Source organism: Salinivibrio sp. ML198 (assembly GCF_001996015.1).
GTDB classification, from domain to species: domain Bacteria; phylum Pseudomonadota; class Gammaproteobacteria; order Enterobacterales; family Vibrionaceae; genus Salinivibrio; species Salinivibrio siamensis.
On record NZ_MUEZ01000010.1, the window covers coordinates 55926 to 74798 of the forward strand.

The 18873-nt window shown below is 50.1% G+C and carries 17 protein-coding genes; 5 read left to right on the top strand and 12 right to left on the bottom strand.

Annotation, left to right across the window (positions count from 1 at the left end; genetic code table 11):
- Positions 1-21: 21 nt before the first annotated feature.
- Complete coding sequence (locus BZG25_RS08725) at positions 22-753, top strand: lipoyl protein ligase domain-containing protein (protein ID WP_077638871.1); 732 nt, start codon at positions 22-24, stop codon at positions 751-753.
- A gap of 65 nt (positions 754-818) precedes the next feature.
- Positions 819-1550, top strand: a complete 732-nt coding sequence (locus BZG25_RS08730) for a glutamine amidotransferase-related protein (RefSeq protein ID WP_077638872.1) — start codon at positions 819-821, stop codon at positions 1548-1550.
- Between the two features lie 79 nt (positions 1551-1629).
- On the opposite strand, the gene pcp is transcribed toward BZG25_RS08730, so the two are convergent.
- The 4 genes from pcp to BZG25_RS08750 all read right to left on the bottom strand — a co-directional run bounded on the left by pcp (position 1630) and on the right by BZG25_RS08750 (position 4754).
- Complete coding sequence (gene pcp / locus BZG25_RS08735) at positions 1630-2274, bottom strand: pyroglutamyl-peptidase I (RefSeq protein WP_077638873.1); 645 nt, start codon at positions 2272-2274, stop codon at positions 1630-1632.
- 74 nt (positions 2275-2348) lie between these two features.
- A complete protein-coding gene (gene msrB, locus BZG25_RS08740; RefSeq protein ID WP_077638874.1) occupies positions 2349-3488 on the bottom strand; it encodes a peptide-methionine (R)-S-oxide reductase MsrB in 1140 nt (379 codons plus the stop codon).
- A 120-nt stretch (positions 3489-3608) separates the two neighbouring features.
- On the bottom strand, positions 3609-4316 hold the full coding sequence (locus BZG25_RS08745; RefSeq protein ID WP_077579365.1) for an LrgB family protein: 708 nt from the start codon (positions 4314-4316) through the stop codon (positions 3609-3611).
- Positions 4317-4322: 6 nt separating this feature from the next.
- Positions 4323-4754 carry a CidA/LrgA family protein gene (locus tag BZG25_RS08750; protein WP_077638875.1) on the bottom strand — a complete coding sequence of 144 codons (432 nt, stop codon included), beginning with the start codon at positions 4752-4754 and terminating at the stop codon, positions 4323-4325.
- A gap of 416 nt (positions 4755-5170) precedes the next feature.
- Here BZG25_RS08750 and BZG25_RS08755 point away from each other — a divergent pair, with 416 nt between their 5' ends.
- The 3 genes from BZG25_RS08755 to BZG25_RS08765 all read left to right on the top strand — a co-directional run bounded on the left by BZG25_RS08755 (position 5171) and on the right by BZG25_RS08765 (position 7692).
- The gene (locus BZG25_RS08755) at positions 5171-5434 is read left to right on the top strand and encodes a helix-turn-helix domain-containing protein (RefSeq protein WP_051503382.1); all 264 of its coding nucleotides are present in this window, start codon (positions 5171-5173) and stop codon (positions 5432-5434) included.
- A 12-nt stretch (positions 5435-5446) separates the two neighbouring features.
- A complete protein-coding gene (locus BZG25_RS08760; protein WP_077638876.1) occupies positions 5447-6694 on the top strand; it encodes a type II toxin-antitoxin system HipA family toxin in 1248 nt (415 codons plus the stop codon).
- A gap of 98 nt (positions 6695-6792) precedes the next feature.
- The gene (locus BZG25_RS08765; RefSeq protein ID WP_077638877.1) at positions 6793-7692 is read left to right on the top strand and encodes a LysR family transcriptional regulator; all 900 of its coding nucleotides are present in this window, start codon (positions 6793-6795) and stop codon (positions 7690-7692) included.
- On the opposite strand, the gene BZG25_RS08770 is transcribed toward BZG25_RS08765, so the two are convergent.
- From BZG25_RS08770 to BZG25_RS08805, 8 genes are all read right to left on the bottom strand, one after another.
- Positions 7636-7890: a JAB domain-containing protein gene (locus BZG25_RS08770; RefSeq protein WP_077638878.1), complete on the bottom strand. Its 255-nt coding sequence runs from the start codon at positions 7888-7890 to the stop codon at positions 7636-7638. The two genes, BZG25_RS08765 and BZG25_RS08770, sit on opposite strands and share 57 nt — an antisense overlap.
- Before the next feature lie 15 nt (positions 7891-7905).
- On the bottom strand, positions 7906-13812 hold the full coding sequence (locus BZG25_RS08775; RefSeq protein ID WP_108744020.1) for a DUF4011 domain-containing protein: 5907 nt from the start codon (positions 13810-13812) through the stop codon (positions 7906-7908).
- 219 nt (positions 13813-14031) lie between these two features.
- Positions 14032-14592, bottom strand: a complete 561-nt coding sequence (locus tag BZG25_RS08780) for a hypothetical protein (protein WP_077638880.1) — start codon at positions 14590-14592, stop codon at positions 14032-14034.
- A 109-nt stretch (positions 14593-14701) separates the two neighbouring features.
- Positions 14702-15103, bottom strand: coding sequence for a hypothetical protein (locus BZG25_RS08785; protein WP_131826106.1), 402 nt, complete (start codon positions 15101-15103; stop codon positions 14702-14704).
- Positions 15104-15346: 243 nt separating this feature from the next.
- Positions 15347-16228 (bottom strand): metal ABC transporter permease, encoded by an 882-nt coding sequence (locus BZG25_RS08790; protein ID WP_077638882.1) that lies wholly within the window; start codon positions 16226-16228, stop codon positions 15347-15349.
- Complete coding sequence (locus tag BZG25_RS08795; RefSeq protein ID WP_077638883.1) at positions 16225-17070, bottom strand: metal ABC transporter permease; 846 nt, start codon at positions 17068-17070, stop codon at positions 16225-16227. Before BZG25_RS08795 ends, BZG25_RS08790 begins: the two co-directional genes overlap by 4 nt.
- A complete protein-coding gene (locus BZG25_RS08800; protein ID WP_077638884.1) occupies positions 17067-17948 on the bottom strand; it encodes an ATP-binding cassette domain-containing protein in 882 nt (293 codons plus the stop codon). Before BZG25_RS08800 ends, BZG25_RS08795 begins: the two co-directional genes overlap by 4 nt.
- A complete protein-coding gene (locus BZG25_RS08805; protein ID WP_077638885.1) occupies positions 17935-18837 on the bottom strand; it encodes a metal ABC transporter substrate-binding protein in 903 nt (300 codons plus the stop codon). Before BZG25_RS08805 ends, BZG25_RS08800 begins: the two co-directional genes overlap by 14 nt.
- Positions 18838-18873 lie beyond the last annotated feature (36 nt).

Genomic DNA, 18873 nt, shown 5'->3' on the forward strand with positions numbered 1-18873 from the left:
TATAACGATAGCGAGTGCACGATGGCGACTCAAAAAACGATTTTGCGTTATCCCTCGCTGTCGGTGGCGTCTGCATTTGAGAAAGAGCAGGTGCTGATCCGCCGGATAGAGCAGGGCGAACTCAACGAGGCATTACTGCTTTGGCAGCCAGATGCGCAAACCTTGGTACTGCCGGCGGGCCAAAAATGGCCACAAACCCCTGAATTACGCCGCGCGTTATCAGCGTTAGGTTGGCAAGTACATAACCGCCAAACAGGCGGGGCGCCGGTGCCGCAACTGCCAGGGGTGATTAACGTGTCTTATCTGACGGTGTGGCCGGCTAACACGCCTTATCATATCCAGACGGCTTACCAGTATTTTTGCACCATTTTACAGTCTTTTTTCCATCAGTTAGGCATTGCAACGACGGTGGGCGACACGCCCGGTTCGTATTGTGATGGTGACTACAACCTCAATATTTCTGGCAAAAAAGTGGTGGGAACTGCCCAGCGTATCCTGCGTTTAGGCGCGGGCGATGCTAAACAAACGGTGATGCTGGCGCAAGCGTGTTTGCTGATTGATGCGGATTGCCAACATATTGTTGCCCCTGTATCGCTGTGTAATCAGCTTTGTGGTCACGCCGATCGCATTGAGGCCGAGGTACATACCCCATTAGCTGCGCACCTAGATGAATTGCCGACAACCGAACAGCTATTTCAGTTGCTGACTCAAGCGTTTGTGGCGCGCCCGCCACTCGAGGTTGGCAAGGCTTGAGGCCGACGCTCAATATAGTATGCTTAGCCGCAATCGTGCGTAAAACAAATCCCAAGGAGTGAGGAATGCGCGTCCATCTTGTTATTCACGAGGCGTTTGAAGGCCCAGGTGCCATTTTAGATTGGTGTGACGAGCGTGCCTATCATGTGACCACCAGTCATTTGTATCGGGGCGAGCCGTTGCCAGAAAGTGGTGAAGGCATTGATCTGCTGGTGGTCCTCGGCGGGCCGCAAAGTCCAGATACGCCACAATCTGAATGCCCGCACTTTGATAGCCAGCGCGAGCAAGCGCTGATTAAGCAGTGTATCGAGCAAGGCAGTGCGGTATTAGGGATTTGTCTCGGCGCGCAACTGATTGGTGAAGCCTTGGGCGCACCGTATCAGAAAAGTCCTGAGCCCGAGATTGGCTACTTCCCCATCCAGTTAAGCGAAGATGGCCATATCGACGAGCACATTCCACACTTCGCGCCGCAAGAAATTGTGGGCCATTGGCACAATGATATGCCGGGGCTGACACCAAATAGTCGTGTACTGGCGAGCAGCGAAGGCTGTCCGCGCCAGATCGTGAAGTACGGACCACGGGTGTATGGCTTTCAATGCCATCTTGAATTGACGCCGCTGGCGGTTGAAGGCTTACTGCACGCCGCCTATCCAGAGAGCGAGGCCGCTAACAAGCGCTTTATTCAAGACCCTGCCTCCATTCGCGCCTTTGATACGGCAACGATGAATGCGCACTTGTTTGCCTTTCTCGATAGCGTGCTAACCGACAACGATCTCGTCACTGAATGGCTGTTTTAAGCGACTGGGTTAGGAGCACGGTAATCGCAACTGTGCTCCGTCTTCGAGGCGCTATCGTCCGAGCGCCATCTATCTTGCGTTAGTGCAACATGCCTTCACATACGGTGGTGACATCGTCATCCAATAAACTCAACTCAATGGCTATCTTCATCGCCGCCACCACATCACCCACTGGCATGCTCGGGGCGCTATGCTTACACGCTTGTGCTGGGCTGTAGGGAATATGGATAAAGCCGGCGCGTACCTCAGTATGATGAGCCAGCGCATGCATCAAGCCATAAAACACGTGATTACACACAAAGGTGCCTGCGGTATAAGAAATACTGGCAGGGTGATGCGCTTCGTTTAACGCGTTCACTAAACGGTTGAGCGGCAAGGTAGAGAAATAGGCATTGGGCCCAGATGACACCACCGGCGTGCCATGTGGCTGCTTACCAGCGTTGTCGGGAATAGGCGCGTCCTGATAATTGATCGCTACCTTCTCCAAGCTTATCTCAGCGCGACCACCGGCTTGGCCAAGAGCAATCACCATCACCGGACTGAGCGATTCCAACGCGCTGTGTAACGTCGATAAGCTGTCGTCAAAGGTGCAGGGCAGCCGCACGGCTTTAACGATGCACTCCTCATTAGGCTGCCAGCCTTCTAATGCTTTTGCCACTTGCCAAGACGGGTTGTCACTCTCGCCGCCGAACGGTTCAAATCCAGTGATCAATATCGTGTGCATCCAATGCCTCGCGTAAAAAAGCGGTAGAGCTTTACTCTACCGCAGGTTTACAAGCCAATCACGCACTGGTTGCGTTATTCAAACAGATAAAGATAATCCTCATAACCCGCCTCGGCCATTTTATCGACCGGCACAAAGCGCATCGCGGCTGAGTTCATGCAATAGCGCAAGCCGGTGGGGGCGGGGCCATCTTCAAACACATGGCCAAGGTGCGAATCGGCAACCTTGCTACGGACCTCGGTGCGCGTGTAGAACAGGGAGTTATCCGGCTTGGTAACCACATACTGCTCATTGATGGGCTGTGTGAAGCTCGGCCAGCCGGTCCCGGATTTGTATTTATGGGTAGAGGAAAACAGCGGCTCACCCGAAACAATATCTACATAAATTCCGGCTTGCTTGTTGTCCCAATACGGGTTGCGGAACGCGGGTTCGGTACCGTCTTCTTGCGTGACTTCGTATTCAATATCTGACAACATCGCGCGAATTTTTTCATCCGAGGGGCGCGAGTATCGGGTGTTCGTTGCTGTCATCTCTTTCGCTTTTTGCGCATCAATCATTTCTCGCAAGGTGACGGGATTGTCTTTGCGATCGTCACCAAAAATCTCGTCCAGATACTGGTCGCGCCCTGATGCATAGCGGTAGTAGCTGTAACGCACACTGTGGTTTCTGTAGTAATCCTGATGATAGCTTTCTGCTGGCCAGAATTTCTCGAACGGGATCAGCTCGGTTTTCAGCGGCTTTTTGAACACGCCTAACGCTTCAATTTCCGCCATAAAATCCGCGGCAATTTGCTTTTGTGTTTCAGAGCGATAAAAGATCGCGGGACGATATTGCGGGCCACGGTCAACGAACGAGCCTTGGTCATCGGTGGGGTCGATATGACGGAAAAACTGATCGAGCACCTGTTCGTAATCCACGACTTTTGGATCATAGGTGACATCAATCACCTCAATGTGGCCACTGGTGCCGGACGAAACCTCTTTGTAGGTGGGATTTTCAAGCTCACCGCCTGAGTAGCCAGATACCACATCAATCACGCCGTCGAGTTTTTCAAGATCAGCTTCCGTACACCAAAAGCAGCCGCCGGCAAGAGTCGCCTTTTGGTAGCCTTGTGACGTGGTGGCAGTGTCTTTTACCGCCGCATAACTTGCTATCGATAGCAAACTGAACGCTGTGAACGCGATAGCGCGCCACATTGATTTGTGCTGTTTCATGATCGCCTCGTTATTAGGATTGGTGAGGATAAAGACCTGCGCGCCAAGCAGAAACTTTCATCCTCTCCCACTTTTCTGTTGTTACAGATAACGTAGCGCAGAAAAGCCCTTAGCGATCACCTACCAAAGCAGCTGACCCAATATAGGCGCAAGCAACACAGTGACCATGCCGGCAATCATCATCACCACACTCGACACCACCCCTTCGGCATGGCCGATCTGATAGGCTTTAGCGGTGCCCGCTCCGTGTGCCGACGCCCCCAAACTTGCGCCGCGTCCTAAGCGCGAGCGAATCGCAATCACGGTCAGAATACTTTCACCAATCGCCATGCCTATCACCCCAGTGAGAACCACAAACAGCGCGGTGAGATCGCTTTGCCCGCCAATCGCTTTGGTGGCTTCGACAGCAAACGGTGTGGTGATTGAACGCATCGCCAAACTGCGTTGTAGCAGCTCAGACAGTTCAAACACCCGCGCTAGCACCACGGTACTGGTAATGGCGACCAGCACAGACACTGTGACGCCTATCGATAGCGACAACCAATGGCGGCGGATGAGCGCGCGGTTATCATACACGGGGATCGCAAACGCTACAGTCGCCGGGCCCAGCAGCCACAGCAGCCAGTACGATTGCGCCATGTAGTCTTGATACGGGATATTAAACCCAACCACCACTGCCACAATCAGCAAGGGCGCGAGCAGCAATGGCATTACCAGAATTGAAGGATGACGGCGATACAGCCATTTGCTCATGTAATAAAAGCCAAGGGTCATTAAAAAGCAGGTAACGCTTAATAACGAGGCGTGAAGCCAAGCAGGTAAAGACATCATGGCTTAGCACTCCGGTTTTAGATCAGGGTGGTGTGTGTGGTGGTGGTTAATGCGGCGGCGCGCCATTTTAACCTCAAAACGATACACCTTATCGACCACCCAAGCGGTTGACGCAATCACCATCGCGGTACTTAAAATCAGTACAACCATGATCTTACCGCCTTCTTGCAGCAATAAATCTTGGTAGTTGACCACCGCCACTACCGCCGGCACAAAAAACAGCAACATCTCCGCTAACAGCCACGCTGCACCGCGACGTAACCAATCGGCACGGACAATTTTCAACATTAATGCACCTAACAACAGCAACATACCGGTGAGGTTGGCCGGTAGTGGAATAGCAAAGGTCGTGACCAACCAATCAGATAAAAACCAAATGCCTGCTAAGACAAAGACTTGCAGTAAGGTAAGTAAGGCGTTTTTAATCAATTGCATCGAAAGCATGCCAAGAATCTGTGAGATGGCTCATAGTTTACGTCTTGGCAGAGAGTGAATAAAGTGACTTTTTTTTATTTAAACTATGCCAAAATGGCATGATTTGTTGAGCGATAAATCTGCGTTAGCGACGACCCAGTCCCGTGAGGAATCAGTTTTTCGTCATACATGCCTGGCAATAAAAGTGAAACTATGTTTTCATATAACTCCTTAAAAATAATTTATAGTTTCATTTTTATGGGCAGTCCGTCATGTTGTCTTTGACAAAATCGAGTCTTAGCAGATTGTCTTTGATTTCTTTTTAATGTGAAACTATGATTTCATATACTGAGTTTTTATCTAGTTTTAATTTCATTATGGTGAAGTGTGATAAGGAATCGCCGCCCAAGCGCGGTGCCACCGTGTTCCCGCGGCAGATGAAAATATTGCATCAATTGGGTGAAAACATCTTATTGGCGATGAAACGTCGAGGGATCAGTCAAGATAGAATGCATCAGCGCACAGGGATCTCGAAACCAACGCTACGAAAAATCACAAAAGGCGATCCGACAGTGTCGTTAGGCCATTATGTTAATGTGCTCGCCGTACTAGGTTTGTTAGACGATCTAGGTAAAGTCGCGCTCGATGATGAACTTGGTAGGAAACTGCAAGATATCGAGTTGTTGAAAACGAGACGATAGGGCATCAAACGAATGGAAATCTTTGTCTACGCTGATTGGATTGAAACTGAGCCGCCCTTGTTTATTGGGACACTGAGAGCATCGCGAATCCGTGGTAAAGAGCATTTCAGCTTTTGCTATGACAAGACCTGGCTTAAATCTAAGTATGCTTCTCAAATCGACCCTTGCCTTCATTTATATAGTGGCGAGCAGCACGCTGAAGATGACAAAAACTTCAAGATATTCTTGGATTCTTGCCCTGATCGATGGGGGCGCTTGCTGATGCAACGTCGAGAGGCTGTTATAGCCCGCATTGAGGGACGTAGAGCGAACACATTGTACGAAACCGACTATCTCCTCGGTGTTCATGACTCTTTTAGAATGGGCGCTTTAAGGTTTTGCACCGAGCATGGTGGCAATTTTCTTGACGACAATGACGATCTGGCGGCTCCAGCTATGACTTCACTCGCGGAGCTAGAATGTGCAGCGCAAGGCATCGAGGACAAACCCGACTTTGATAATCCTGACTACCTCAAATGGTTGAATATGCTTATCTCACCAGGGTCATCGTTGGGCGGAGCTAGGCCGAAAGCTTCTGTAAGAGATGTCGATGGTACTTTATGGCTGGCAAAGTTTCCAAGTCGGTATGACGATTATGATATTGGCCTGTGGGAATACTTGGTGTACCAAATGGCCTTGGACTCTGGGATCAATATGGCTGAATGTAAAGTGCAGGCCATTGGTTCAGACCACCATATTTTCCTGACTAAGCGATTTGATCGTACCGATGACGGCAGGAGACTGCAATTTACGTCAGCAATGACACAGCTTGAATATTTCGATGGCAATGATGATGGAGCGAGCTACTTAGAGTTAGCGGAATTTCTTATCCAGAATGGTTCTAATACGCGGGCGGACTTGGCACAGCTTTGGAGACGTATGCTGTTTAATATCATGGTTGCCAATAGTGACGATCACCTACGTAATCATGGCTTTATTTTTGACACGACAGGTTGGCGACTGTCACCCGCCTACGACATCAATTCAACACAACATGCCCACGGTCTGCACTTAAATATTGACGACAAAGGTAACGCTTTAGATATTGACCTAGCGTTTGAGGTGGCAGAGTACTTTCAACTCGATGTGAAAACAGCTGACAAGATTTATCATCAAGTCGCCCAAGCCGTGTCAAAGTGGGAGAGCTTGGCAAAAGAAGCGGGTATCAAACGCGGTGAGCGAGACTTAATGAGAGACTGCTTCATGCTACCGAAAGTGTAACCTAGTGACGCATGGTAACAAGTGCCAGTTCCTCTGCTTTTTTCGCCATCAACTATGCCAAAATGGCATGATTAACGATTAGCTTTTAAGGGCCGTTTATGGATATTCGTGCGTTGCGCTATTTTATTGCCTTGGTGGAAAAGCAGAGCTTTACTGCCGCATCGGCGTCGTTGCATGTGACGCAACCGACAATCAGTAAAATGGTGCGTAACCTTGAGCAAGATGTGGGTCAGCCGTTGTTGCACCGAGAGGGAAGGCGGTTTTGGTTAACCGATGCTGGTGAGGTGATGTATCAGCGCGCGCAGAGTATTATTGCCGAGTTCGAGCAGCTAAATACCGAGCTCGACGATCTCAACCAACTGGCGCGCGGCCAGCTTAGATTGGGGATGCCGCCGATGATAGGGCCGCTGTATGCCAACGTGTTGCGTGAGTACCGACAACGCTACCCAAACGTGGCGCTCAGTATTGTCGAATACGGTGGGCGGCGCACCGAACAAGCGCTGATCAATGGCGAGATTGATGTGGCAATCACCATGCTCACCGACACCCAGCCCGAGTGCTTGCAAAGCTTACCCTTACAAACTCACCCCATTTATGCAGTGCTGCCTAACCAAGCCGCGTGGCGTGCGCAAAAAAGCCTGACATGGCAGGCTGTTAAAGACGAGCCGTTTTATCTGTATAGCGCTGAATTTACTCTAAGCGATCGGATTATTGCCCGCTGTGAAGAGCATGGTTATCAGCCCACCATTGCCGCGCGTAGCAGTCAGTGGGATTTTTTAGCCGCCTTGGTGAAAAGTGGTGCTGGGGTGGCGTTTTTACCCGCGCCCTTATGCCAGCGCCTCAACGCCAGCTTGGAAGACAGTGAGTTATTGCTAGTGAAACCGATAAGCCCAGCGATTGAATGGCAACTGGGGTTAGTCTGGCACGGCGAGCGTTATGTCTCACGCACCGCCGAGGCTTGGATGCAGTTGTGTCAGTCGACAGAGGTGCATCGATAGACTCAGTGCTTTGATAAACTTGTTAGTGATATGGCGATTTGCCTGTGATGTCTTGGCAATCCTCGAACGGTGGTTGTTCACAAAGATAACGGCTGCTGCATTGGCACTCAGTGCCGCCTTCGCTACTTCACGTGGATAGTTAGGCGCAGCGCCAATGGTGCCAAAGGACAAGATATCGAACTGAATAAGCCAGTCTATACGCTTACAAGGCCATCAGCCAGATTCAATTCTATCTACCCATTTCTGGAATATTGTCGCTGTTGAACTGTGACGGCGAGCTATCTGAAACTCGCGGAACAACCAATCGATAGGATCGTTAGGCTGGGCGGTTAGTGCTGCGCGAGCAACACCTAATTGCTCTTGATAACAGAGTTCCTTCCAATCACGTTCCACGCCGAACGCGAACAATCCTCGCCATGGAATCTCATCGCTAACGTCATTTGGAGAAAGCCATACTGTTGTGCGTTCTTCTCCTTCGCGCCAGAAACCTGCCCAATCTTTGATGACATCACGTAGGTGCTGCCTTTGTTTGCGGGAACTTCGATTCAGCCCATGTTTATGCGCGATGTCGAGCGTCAGCTCATGTAATGTAATGCCATTTTTTCGTTCCAATATCGATTTAGCTAGATGACTTAGATTCATTCGATGCTCTGCCTGAAAATAACGATCTTTGTCATAACAGGGTAGGTCAGCCAAGGCATCCTCGAGCTGTGGCAGGGCCTCCGCGTATTCATTACCACGATCTCCTGCCGCTTCTTGATCTCGTTCGACTGGAAAAGAAGGTGTGATTCCCGCCACTGTGTGAGTTTCAACCTGCTCTGATTCTGTCTCGGTTTTGGATTCATTGACCAAAGTGTCTGCCTCTAACACCTCTGAGTCGCTAGTATCTCCTTCGGCCGATGTTTGATCTTGCTCTCGATCTGCTATTAGGAGAGCTTCAAGATTTTCATGAAGCTTTTTCATTACATATTCCGGGTCCTGGAAGTAATTCGTTGACCATAATCGGAGGATCCGCCAACCCAAGTTCTCAAGAATTATCTGACGAACACGATCGCGGTCTCTGGCAGATGGTGAGCTATGATAGGTCGCACCATCACACTCAATACCAGCAAGATACTCGCCTGGTTTATCTGGGTGGATGATTCCAAGGTCGACACGAAATTTTGATACGCCGACTTGGGTCTGAACTTTCCAACCATTCGCACGGAGATGTATGGCCACTGCCTGCTCAAAATCGGAGTCGAACTGATCAACCCCATAGTTTGCGAAGCTAAATTCGGCTAGCGCGACGGGACCACGTTCTGCGAACTCCAGATAGTTTTTGAGGTGTTCAACCGCCGTCGCCTGTGTTCTCGATAAATCCACCATGGACGAATCGAAACTTGAGAAGACCAATACTTCGGTTGTAGCTCGCGTTATTGCGACGTTCAAGCGACGTTCACCACCTTGTTTATTGAGTGGCCCGAAGTTCATGCTCATGGTGCGGCCACCCGGCTCCGTTGGTCCATAAGTCAATGAAAGAACAATGATATCTCGCTCGTCACCTTGCACGGATTCGAGGTTCTTCACAAAAACTGGATCAAACGAATCAGTCGCCGTAAAGAAGCACTCCAAGCTCGGGTTTCCGCGTCGCGCTTCGTCTAGGAGATCCTCGATTAGTCGCTGCTGCTGAGAGTTAATTGTGACGATACCCATCGATTTTGTAGGCTGTTCGTCGTTAAGCATACGTTCTAAACGACGCACAACCTCCCTCACGATCGCCTGTGCCTCAATTGAGTTGGTTTGTCCACGTCCTTTAGCGTAGACACCGTTTACACGATGCAGACACACAGCACTTTGTTTCGTTTCTGCTGAGGGAAAAGTGGTTAGTTGATTCTCATAATAGTGAGAGTTCGAAAACGCAATTAACGTCTCATGACGGCTGCGGTAGTGGCCTGTTAAACGGATATGGGGTAAACGTGCCGCAAGAGCTTGGTCCAATATGGATTCCAGGTCGCCTTCGTCGGAGTCCTCTTCTTCCTTGCGCCCGAATGTATTGCTAGGAGGCATCTGCTTAGGGTCTCCTACAACCACCACATTCTTTCCACGGGCAATTGCACCTACAGCGTCCCATGTCGTGATTTGAGATGCTTCATCGAATACGACTAGATCAAAGAGTGCAAAATCAGCGGGTAAGAATTGAGCCACTGATAGTGGCGACATCATAAAGCAAGGCACCAAGTCAGTTAGGGTACTACCCATTTCGTTGACTAGAGCTCTGACAGGCTTGTGCCGCGATTTTTTCGTAAGCTCCCGCGCCAACACACCGTACTCGGGAGGTGTGTTTGATGCATTGCGATCAGGTACATTGCCGGCTGTTTTTGCGAAAATGAATTCAGCGGTTGTTTTAGATACATCGGCATCAAGCTCCCTGAATCGCTCAATCGTCGACTCATGAGACGCTCCCGCGAACTGAACGAGGTATGGGCTTTGATCAATAAGCTTGGGTGCCAACCAGACACACAAGGCAGTCATGGCATTGTTTTCGCAGTCTTTCGGTAAAATTACTCGATTTTCGAGCGCAGTCGACAGCGGTTCGAGTTCATAAAGCGATGCTTTTCTCTTCATGGCCAACCATCGACACCAGCGATTCAAGCGCTGACCTTGCTCTCTAATTGACCGGAAGTCGGCACCAAGCTTGATGAGCTCATGATCGGTATTGACGGTGACATTTAACTTTTCTGCGTCGCTGATCAACGACGCTAGCGCCTGGCTGTCTTCATCCAAACTACGTGACGCGGTTACGATCTTAGAACTCTCTGATAAGAAATCTCGCCCATCCACCAGCTGTTTCCTGAGTACACTAGCCGCATCGATAGGGTCAGAAAAGGCGCCAACAAGCCTTCTAAAGAGAGTGAGCGCTGTTTCGCCCTTGTCGAGTGTGTTGGTCAGTTTATTCGCATCGGCATCGATTCCCGGCCAAGCAGATGTGCTGCCGATATTAGACGAAACGGACTTTAATTTCTTGAGTATTTCCCTGGCCTCGATCCCAGACTCAAGTACCGATAGGTCATCAACTTTGTCCAGCCCGGCGGATCTGATGGTTTTGCGCAGGCTAAAACGTTTAATGAACCCAAAAAAACCAGTAGCCTCATTTCGACGACTAATCCATTGTTCCCAATCACACTCTTCGAGCATTTGCCATTTGAGGTTATACCCGAACGACGCAACCTTCTCATGTAATTGACGGTGCAATGCAACACTGTCACTCAATGCTTTTATACGTGCTGGGCCGCCATTCTGAAGTGCGAAATCGACTTCTCCCGTCATCACCAAGTCGCAAAGTGCACTGAGGCTCGATAACTGAGAGACAGTACGCGTCGAGAGAGAATCGGTTTGTAAACCGATTGCCGAGAGCAACGTATCGGCACTTGAACGTGATCGCTCGGCTGCAATCTCTATCCGTTTCGCAAGAGAAATTACTTCGGCTTGCCACTGATTAGAAAACTCTACGTGAGATATTGAGGCGAAGATATTCGGATCAAGGTCTTCAATTTCCCCAAAAGCAATCCCCAACTCGCTCGCGGTTTTTAAATAGGGCTCAAGATCCGCTTCAGTTTTAACAGGCGCTTGTGATAACTCGTCGCTCCAAGCGAGTCTCAACGGATGCTCGTGCTCAAAACGAATAGCGCGCGCCATGGCATCACGTGCGGAAAGGCCAAGTGCATGCTGACGATGGAGTTCAGCTACGTATTTGTTTAGACCCTCACGAACCTCTTCGAGCTTCTGTGCTTTGCTTATCCAGTCGGTCTGAACTGCAGATTCACGATGAGACCAAGCTGCCCCCAACTGATCCAAAACAGATTTTTTGTTTGCTTTATTGGAGTGTAGTTCCAGGCACAAGTGTGCGAGTCCAGCTTTCTCCATCCTACGATATACAACTTGCAGTGCTGCCATTTTCTCGGCGACGAAAAGTACCTTCCGCCCTACAGCAATATTGTGACAAATGAGATTCGCTATCGTCTCCGATTTACCAGTTCCGGGTGGTCCCTCCAATACGAAGTCCTGTGGATATGTGGAAGCATCTACAGCGACCATTTGAGATGCGTCACAATTAAAAGGAGCGTAGAAGGATTCAGGTCTAATCTTTTCATCTACTTGATCAAGCTTGATGAAGGCTCCTTGTTGCTGGTAAGCATCAGCCGGGTTGTCAACTAAATGTTTTACAAAGGGGCTTTGCTTCAGGAGCTCAGTTCGCTCTTTGAGATCCTTCCACATCAAATATTTTGCAAACGAGAAAGAGCCGAGAACAATTTCCTCGACCACAATGAATCCAGGCTGCTCTTTGATTGCAGCGCGAACAATGTTCCAAACCTCTTCAACGTCTACCCCAGATTCATCTTCAGGGAGTTCATGGCGCAGACGATCAAGATTAATGTCGTAATCTATCTGCAGCATCTCGATGAGCGTGAGGTTAAATATAGGCTCCTCGTCCGGTAATTGACGCATTTTTACGGGAGCTTGGGCGCTACGACGCTCCAGCTTAACTGGCAACAAGATCAATGGAGCACGGAACGATTTGTCGCTTTCAGGAACCTCTTTCCAGCGCAGCATGCCGATTGCAAGAAAAAGGGTATTGCTGCCGCCTTCTTCGAGATCGTTTTTAGCTTTGCGGAGTAAATCAACTAGTTTTGCGTCTTTGCGTTTAACTGTGTCATTGATGATTAGCTTTTTGTTGTTCAGCTGTTGAAGTGCAAATTCGCGGTGAAGGTCGGCTCCTGTACTCAGGCGAAATACCTCAGCACTTCGTGCTTTATCAACCAAAGGAGTCTCCTCGGCTGAAATAAAGCTAAAGATCTGGTCAGCGGCTAGCATGTCTTCAAGGCTCGCCAGGTCAGGGCAAAAGAGCTTTAATGCAGAGCTTTTGACGTTAAGAAGTGGGTTTCGCTTGGTAAGATCCAACAGCTTACGTTGCCACGTATCGACACGGGTGTGCGGTGCATCCTCAATCACGCGCTCATCAGTCCGGACAGGTGGTAGAGCAGGCGCTGCATCTATACCTAGTGTCGTAGAGGAATGGCCGTTTTCACCCAATCGTGTATCCGCATTTGTTTTTTCCTCAACCACTCCGATTGGCTTAACCCGTCTCGCCCGTGCCTGCTTTATGTCGATCAGCATCACGAACTCAGACTCGTGATCTTCTTCGAGTAACGTCTTCGCACGTTCAATAGCCTGCTTGAAGGTAACCGGAGTATCGTTTGTGATTAGCGTGGTCTCAAACATCACAATATCTGAGGTATCCATGCGTTTTCGTAGATCGATAGGGTCATCGTTCGTAAGAATTGGGAAGCATTCGTCTATTAACCAAAAGCCAGCGAAAGCATGGCTTTTGGTGAGTGCTATCACAGGGTTTAGCCCCATATTTTCCAAGCAACTGGCAAAAAGCACTGAGGTATCGAGACATGCGGCCGTTTTGTGTTCGAGAATATCTGCAGCAGGGCGGATTCGTTGCCCCAACTTTGCCCATCCATTTGGAGGTGACAGGTACATTAGCCTTTCATTGAATAGAGTCGACCAGAGAGCTGAACCAAAAAGGAACGGGCGCTCTCGCGTATTTGACTGATAGCCATCTATCGCACTATTCCGCCCAGTACTTCTTAAACTTTGTGCAACACAGCTGGTGATTGACTCGACGGTATATATATTTGGTTGCACAAAAGCGGCCAATAGCTCGGCCTGTCTAGACTCTCCGCCCCAGTAATCAGCAGGTAGGACATTAACTTGATGATTAGTACAGAGCTCCTGAGTAGTGCCCGCAGCGTCGACATATGAAACTGAGAACATCAATCGGACAACCACTTCTTCAGTGAGCCCCGCAAGCTTGTCGTAATGGGGTTTTAACGGCCGATCTTGGAGCTTAATCGATTGACCCGATTCAAGACGATCAATTAACCATTCCTCAGGTTCAACAAATTGCGGCTCACATATCAGCTTAACGCGAATCTCCCTGACGTGCTTCGCAACAGTATTTCCAGCATCTTCTGGGCAGGTAACTAATACCCGTTTTAGCAATGGATATGCATTCTGTTGTGCTGCCAAAGAAAACGTTGGAGCTACCTCGGCATGGATGGATAAAGTCACGTGTCCTCCGGCTGCGAATTTGAATATACACGCTGGGTTTGTTTATGCATGGTATGCATGTGCTATGATTGTGTTGTCCATTAGGCATTCATTATATTACTTCGAATCATTTATCGTAATGGCTAAATCATCGTTCTATACGTATTTGCCTGCTGTCAATGCCAGTAGTGGAGAGCGACAATAGAGCATAGCTAATTGGCTGTCCAGCTGACCACCTTGCTAACTTTTGAATCCGAACTGACTATACTCATAAGCCAAGTCTGAGTGATTTTCACGAAACCAATTTACATCCGAGTCCCAGTGAGAGACGGCAACCTCATAACCTCTTCGCGAGCGTCTCTGATTTGCAAGCATAGACAAATGGCTTTGAATCTTAGAAAACCTTTTACTGGTACCAGGCTCCCCCCACTCTAGGGCATATTGGAGAGGCACAATTGACGGGATCTCTGCGTACCAAGTAAAGTAGATGATCTCGCGCCGTAGACGCTCAGGCAGCCCATTCGTTTTGCCTACTTTGTACCCAAAACAAGCAAGTGGTGAAAATTCATGCATCGATTCAAACGCCCCAGGGTTCTCCTGGTATTCAGCTTTAAACCGAGACAATGCTCTTTGCATGTGTTTCGGGAGCGGCTTCTGCATCTCCCGCAAGCGCTTTTCCTGTAATTCCGCATTCTTTTCAGCGTAAACCCGTCCCTTTTTCTTCTTCTTAATTTGGGTAATTATCCAGATATAAGCTGCAACGACCAGGGTAGCTAGTAGGAGTATGTCCTCAAACTCCATAACTTAAAATCTCCTTAGGGCTAGCTGGCGAAATTTAACACCCACAAACAGGAACATATTTTCAGTTTCTGAGCACAACAAAGAAATCATATCCCATTGCCTTTGTTTGTTAATTGCTAACAATACTTAGTATTAGGTAAGCACACGTCACAATAATTGATATTGTCAAAGTTATATATGAGGGATGAACAAGCCAGTAGCGCTTTCGTTTATAGTTCTCGTTATTATTCCACGATCTCTCAGCTTGGGGTTTTTCAAGCTCTGTAGCTAAGGCAAAGAAACGCTGCGCATCAACTCTCAACTCATAAAGGCAAATAGCTACAGTTAGGACGAAACCTACCAACGCGGTTGCAAGCATCCACTTTTCTAAGTGAGAGAGCGAATCTGCCTGAGTACTAGTGAGAGCAAAGAAAAACACACCGGTGGCACCGGATGAAACCGAAAGTGTATGTGCTCGCAGACGATTTCCCGCGTCTTTAGCTAACTCATGAAACTTTTCCACTTCGCTCATTGCTGATGCCGGCACCTAACACGCCATTGAGTTGGTAGATTTGGGATTAGTGTATCAAGGCCTGTTTTGGTTTTCGTACGCTATTGTCCAAAGTGTTAGGTAAGCCATGTTTTGTGAGGTGGGTACAAGAAGTTGGTTAGAATACAAGGCGAATCGGTTTGGTTGGGGCGGAGTGCGCGATAGGAGCGAGCTCTGTCTCGCGCACTGCTGATTCTGGGATGCCGCTGTGTCCGTCGGTGCCGATCAGTGCGATTGCGCTGAATGGGTGGTGGATGGGCGCGTTGCTTTTGTTGCTTGCTGCGTCGGCTGTGGGCGTTGTTGGTTGCGGTGGATTTGATATTGCTGCCACGCAAAGGTCACCACAAAGCAGCCGGTGAGCAGCAGTACAATGGTTGGGCCGGGTGCGCTGTCGAGGTAAAACGACAGAGTGACGCCGCCCACGGCGGTGACTAAAGCGATGGCACAGGCAATCCATAGCATGCGGCTAAATTGTTTGCTGAGCATAAAGGCGGTGACGCCTGGTGCAATCAACATCGCCACCACTAAGATGATCCCCACGGCATGTAACCCCGCCACAATGGTGGCAATCATCACTGAGAGCAGGAGCCAGTGAAGCTTTTGTACGGGGAGCCCGAGCACGCTGGCTTGCGCGGGGTCGAACGATAGCAGCATTAAATCTCGCCCTTTAAGCAGCACGAGCGCGAGCACGACTAAGCCGGTAATGGCGGCGGTAAGCAGCTGTTGGTGGTTAATTCCCAACAGGTTACCAAACAGAATATGGTCAAGGTGCAAATCAGACGGGAACTGGCCTTGCAAAATCAGCCCCAGCGCGAAAAAGCCAGAAAACACAATCCCCAGCAAGGTGTCTTCTTTCACACGGCTATTTTGTTTGAGCCAATGCACACTGGTGGCGCATGCGGAGCCGGCGGCAAAGGCGCCAACAATCAGCGGCAGGCCAAACAAGTTTGCCAACACCAACCCCGGCAGCACCGCGTGAGCCACCGCATCGCCAATTAACGACCAGCCTTTTAATACTAAATAGCAAGAAAGCAGCGCGCAGGGCAGTGCCACCAGAATCGCCATGAGCAGTGCATCTTGCATAAAGGTCAGTTGATACGGATTCATTGCAGTGCCTCCTGACGTTTGGCGCGCCGCGCGAGTAAACCGTGTTTAGGGCCAAACACAAAGGCGGCTAGGAAGAGTCCCACTTGGGCCAGCACAATCAGTGCGCCGGCGTTAAGGTTGGCGAAATAGCTGATGTACACCCCAAACAGTGAGGTGAATGTGCCGATGATACCGCTTAGCACCAACACGGGCCCAAAGCGATCACTCAATAAATAGGCGGTGGCGCCGGGGGCGATCACCAAGCAAATCACCAAAAAGGCACCGACACTTTTAAGTGCCGCCATGGTGCAGGCGCTGAGCAGCGCAAAAAACAGCACTTTGAGTCCCACTACAGGTAAACCAATGCAGCGGGCGTGGCTTTCATCGAAAAAGGTCAGCATAAAATCACGCCATTTCACCGCCAGTACGGTGAGGCTCACCAAGGCAATGATCAGCATTTGCACCGCATCGAGTGGGGCAATGGCGAGCAAATTACCCAGCATAATTTGTTGAATATCGACCGCGACGGGCGAAATCGAGACCAGAAAGAGCCCGAAGGCGAAAAAGCTTGAGAAGATCAAACCGATGATCGCATCTTGTTTGATGTGACTGCGTTGGTGCAAAAACAGCATCACGCTCGCGGCCATGCCGCCGGCAACAAAGGCGCCGAGCGAAAAGGGCAGGCCTAGCATGTAAGCGCCGGCAACGCCCGGTACAATCGCATGGGAGAGGGCATCGCCCATCAGCGACCAGCCTTTGAGCATCAAAAAGGCGGAGAGCAAGCCGCACACGCCGCCAATCAAGGTGGTGACCAGCAATGCTTTTTGCATGTATTGATAGGTGAGGGGATCGAGTAAGCTCATTCGCGCTGCTCCTGCGCGCTTTGTTCGCGCTTGCCGTATACCACCAAGGGCCGCTCGTCGTCGGAAATCACCGATAGCTCGCGCGGATCGGCGTCTTGGTGGAGCTGATCGCTGGGCATCACATACTGGCGCAGTTTGCCGCCAAAAATGGCACTGAGGTTCTCGGTGGTAAACACATGTTCGGTGCGTCCGCCTGCCACCACCGCGCGATTGACCAACACGGTGCGATCGCAAAAGTCGGGCACGGTGCCAAGGTTATGGGTGGCAATTAAAATGGTTTTGCCTTCGTCTTTGAGCTCGAGCAGCAAACGCATAATTGACTCTTCACTGGTAACATCTACGCCAGTAAAGGGCTCATCCAGTAAAATCAGCGGGCTGTGCTGAGCCAAGGCGCGGGCGAGAAAAACACGTTTTTTCTGTCCGCCGGACAGTTCGCCAATTTGGCGCTGGCGAAATGCACTCATATCAACCCGGGCCAAGGCCTCATCCACCGCTTGATGATCCGCCGCTTTGGGGCGGCGCATAAATGACATCTTGCCGTAGCGACCCATCATTACTACATCTTCCACTAACACCGGGAACGACCAGTCGATCTCTTCGGATTGAGGGACATAAGCGACCAAGCCTGCTTTTTGCGCTTGCTTAATGGGAGTACCGTTGACCGCAATGCTGCCACTGCCGGGATTCACAAACCCCATGATGGCTTTAAATAAGGTGGATTTGCCGCTGCCATTAGCACCCACCAAGGCAGTGATGGTTTGCGCTGGCAGCGAGAAACTGGCGTGCTCAAGCGCACACAGGCCGTTTCGATAGACGACACGTACCTCGTTGACATCTAACACACTGGGCGTGTCGTCGGTTAAATCATAGTGCGTCATGGCGCAACCCTGCTAAGACGGTTTCTGTGGTAACTGTCAGTAAGGATAGATAGTCAGGCACGGGTCCGTCAGCTTGACTGAGCGAATCGACATATAAAATGCCGCCATAGTGCGCGTCGGTTTCCGCGGCGACTTGTTTAGCGGGCGCATCGGACACGGTACTTTCAGAGAAGACAGCACGCACTTGGTGTTCTCGTACGGTATCAATCAGCGCGCGCACTTGTTGCGGTGTGCCCTGACGCTCAGCGTTAATCGGCCATAAATAGGCTTCGTTGAGGTTTAAATCACGCGCCAGATAAGAGAAAGCGCCTTCGCTGCTTACTAGCCAACGCTGGGATTCGGGGACAGCGGATAGTGCGTCTTGCGCACGCGCGAACACGGCTTGAATTTGTGCCTTGTAGGCTTTGGCATTGGCTTGGTAGTGCGTTTGATTGGCGGGATCGTACTTAATCAGGGCTTGCTCGATATTATCAACGTATCGCATTGCATCAGAGGGCGACATCCACGCGTGCGGATTGGGTTTGCCGCGATACGGGCCCGAGGCAATCACAATCGGCTCCACGCCCTCAGATAAGATCACATTCGGCACTTTATCGATGTGCTGGAAAAAACGTTCGAACCAACGCTCTAAGCCTAATCCGTTCCACATCACCACATCCGCACCTTGCGCACGCAGAATATCCCCCGGGGTGGGCTGGTAGTTGTGGATCTCAGCACCGGGTTTAGTAAGTGACACCACCTCGGCATGCTCACCCGCTACGTTAGCGGCCATATCAGCGAGAATGGTAAAGCTGGTCACCACTTTTAACTTGTCCGCGTGTTTTAATTGGTCGGCGTGCGCCAGTGGAGAGAGCAAGAGCGCGACGATAACGATGATGTTCTTCTTCATAAGCCTTTATCTCTTTAACGATGCGTGTGACTACGG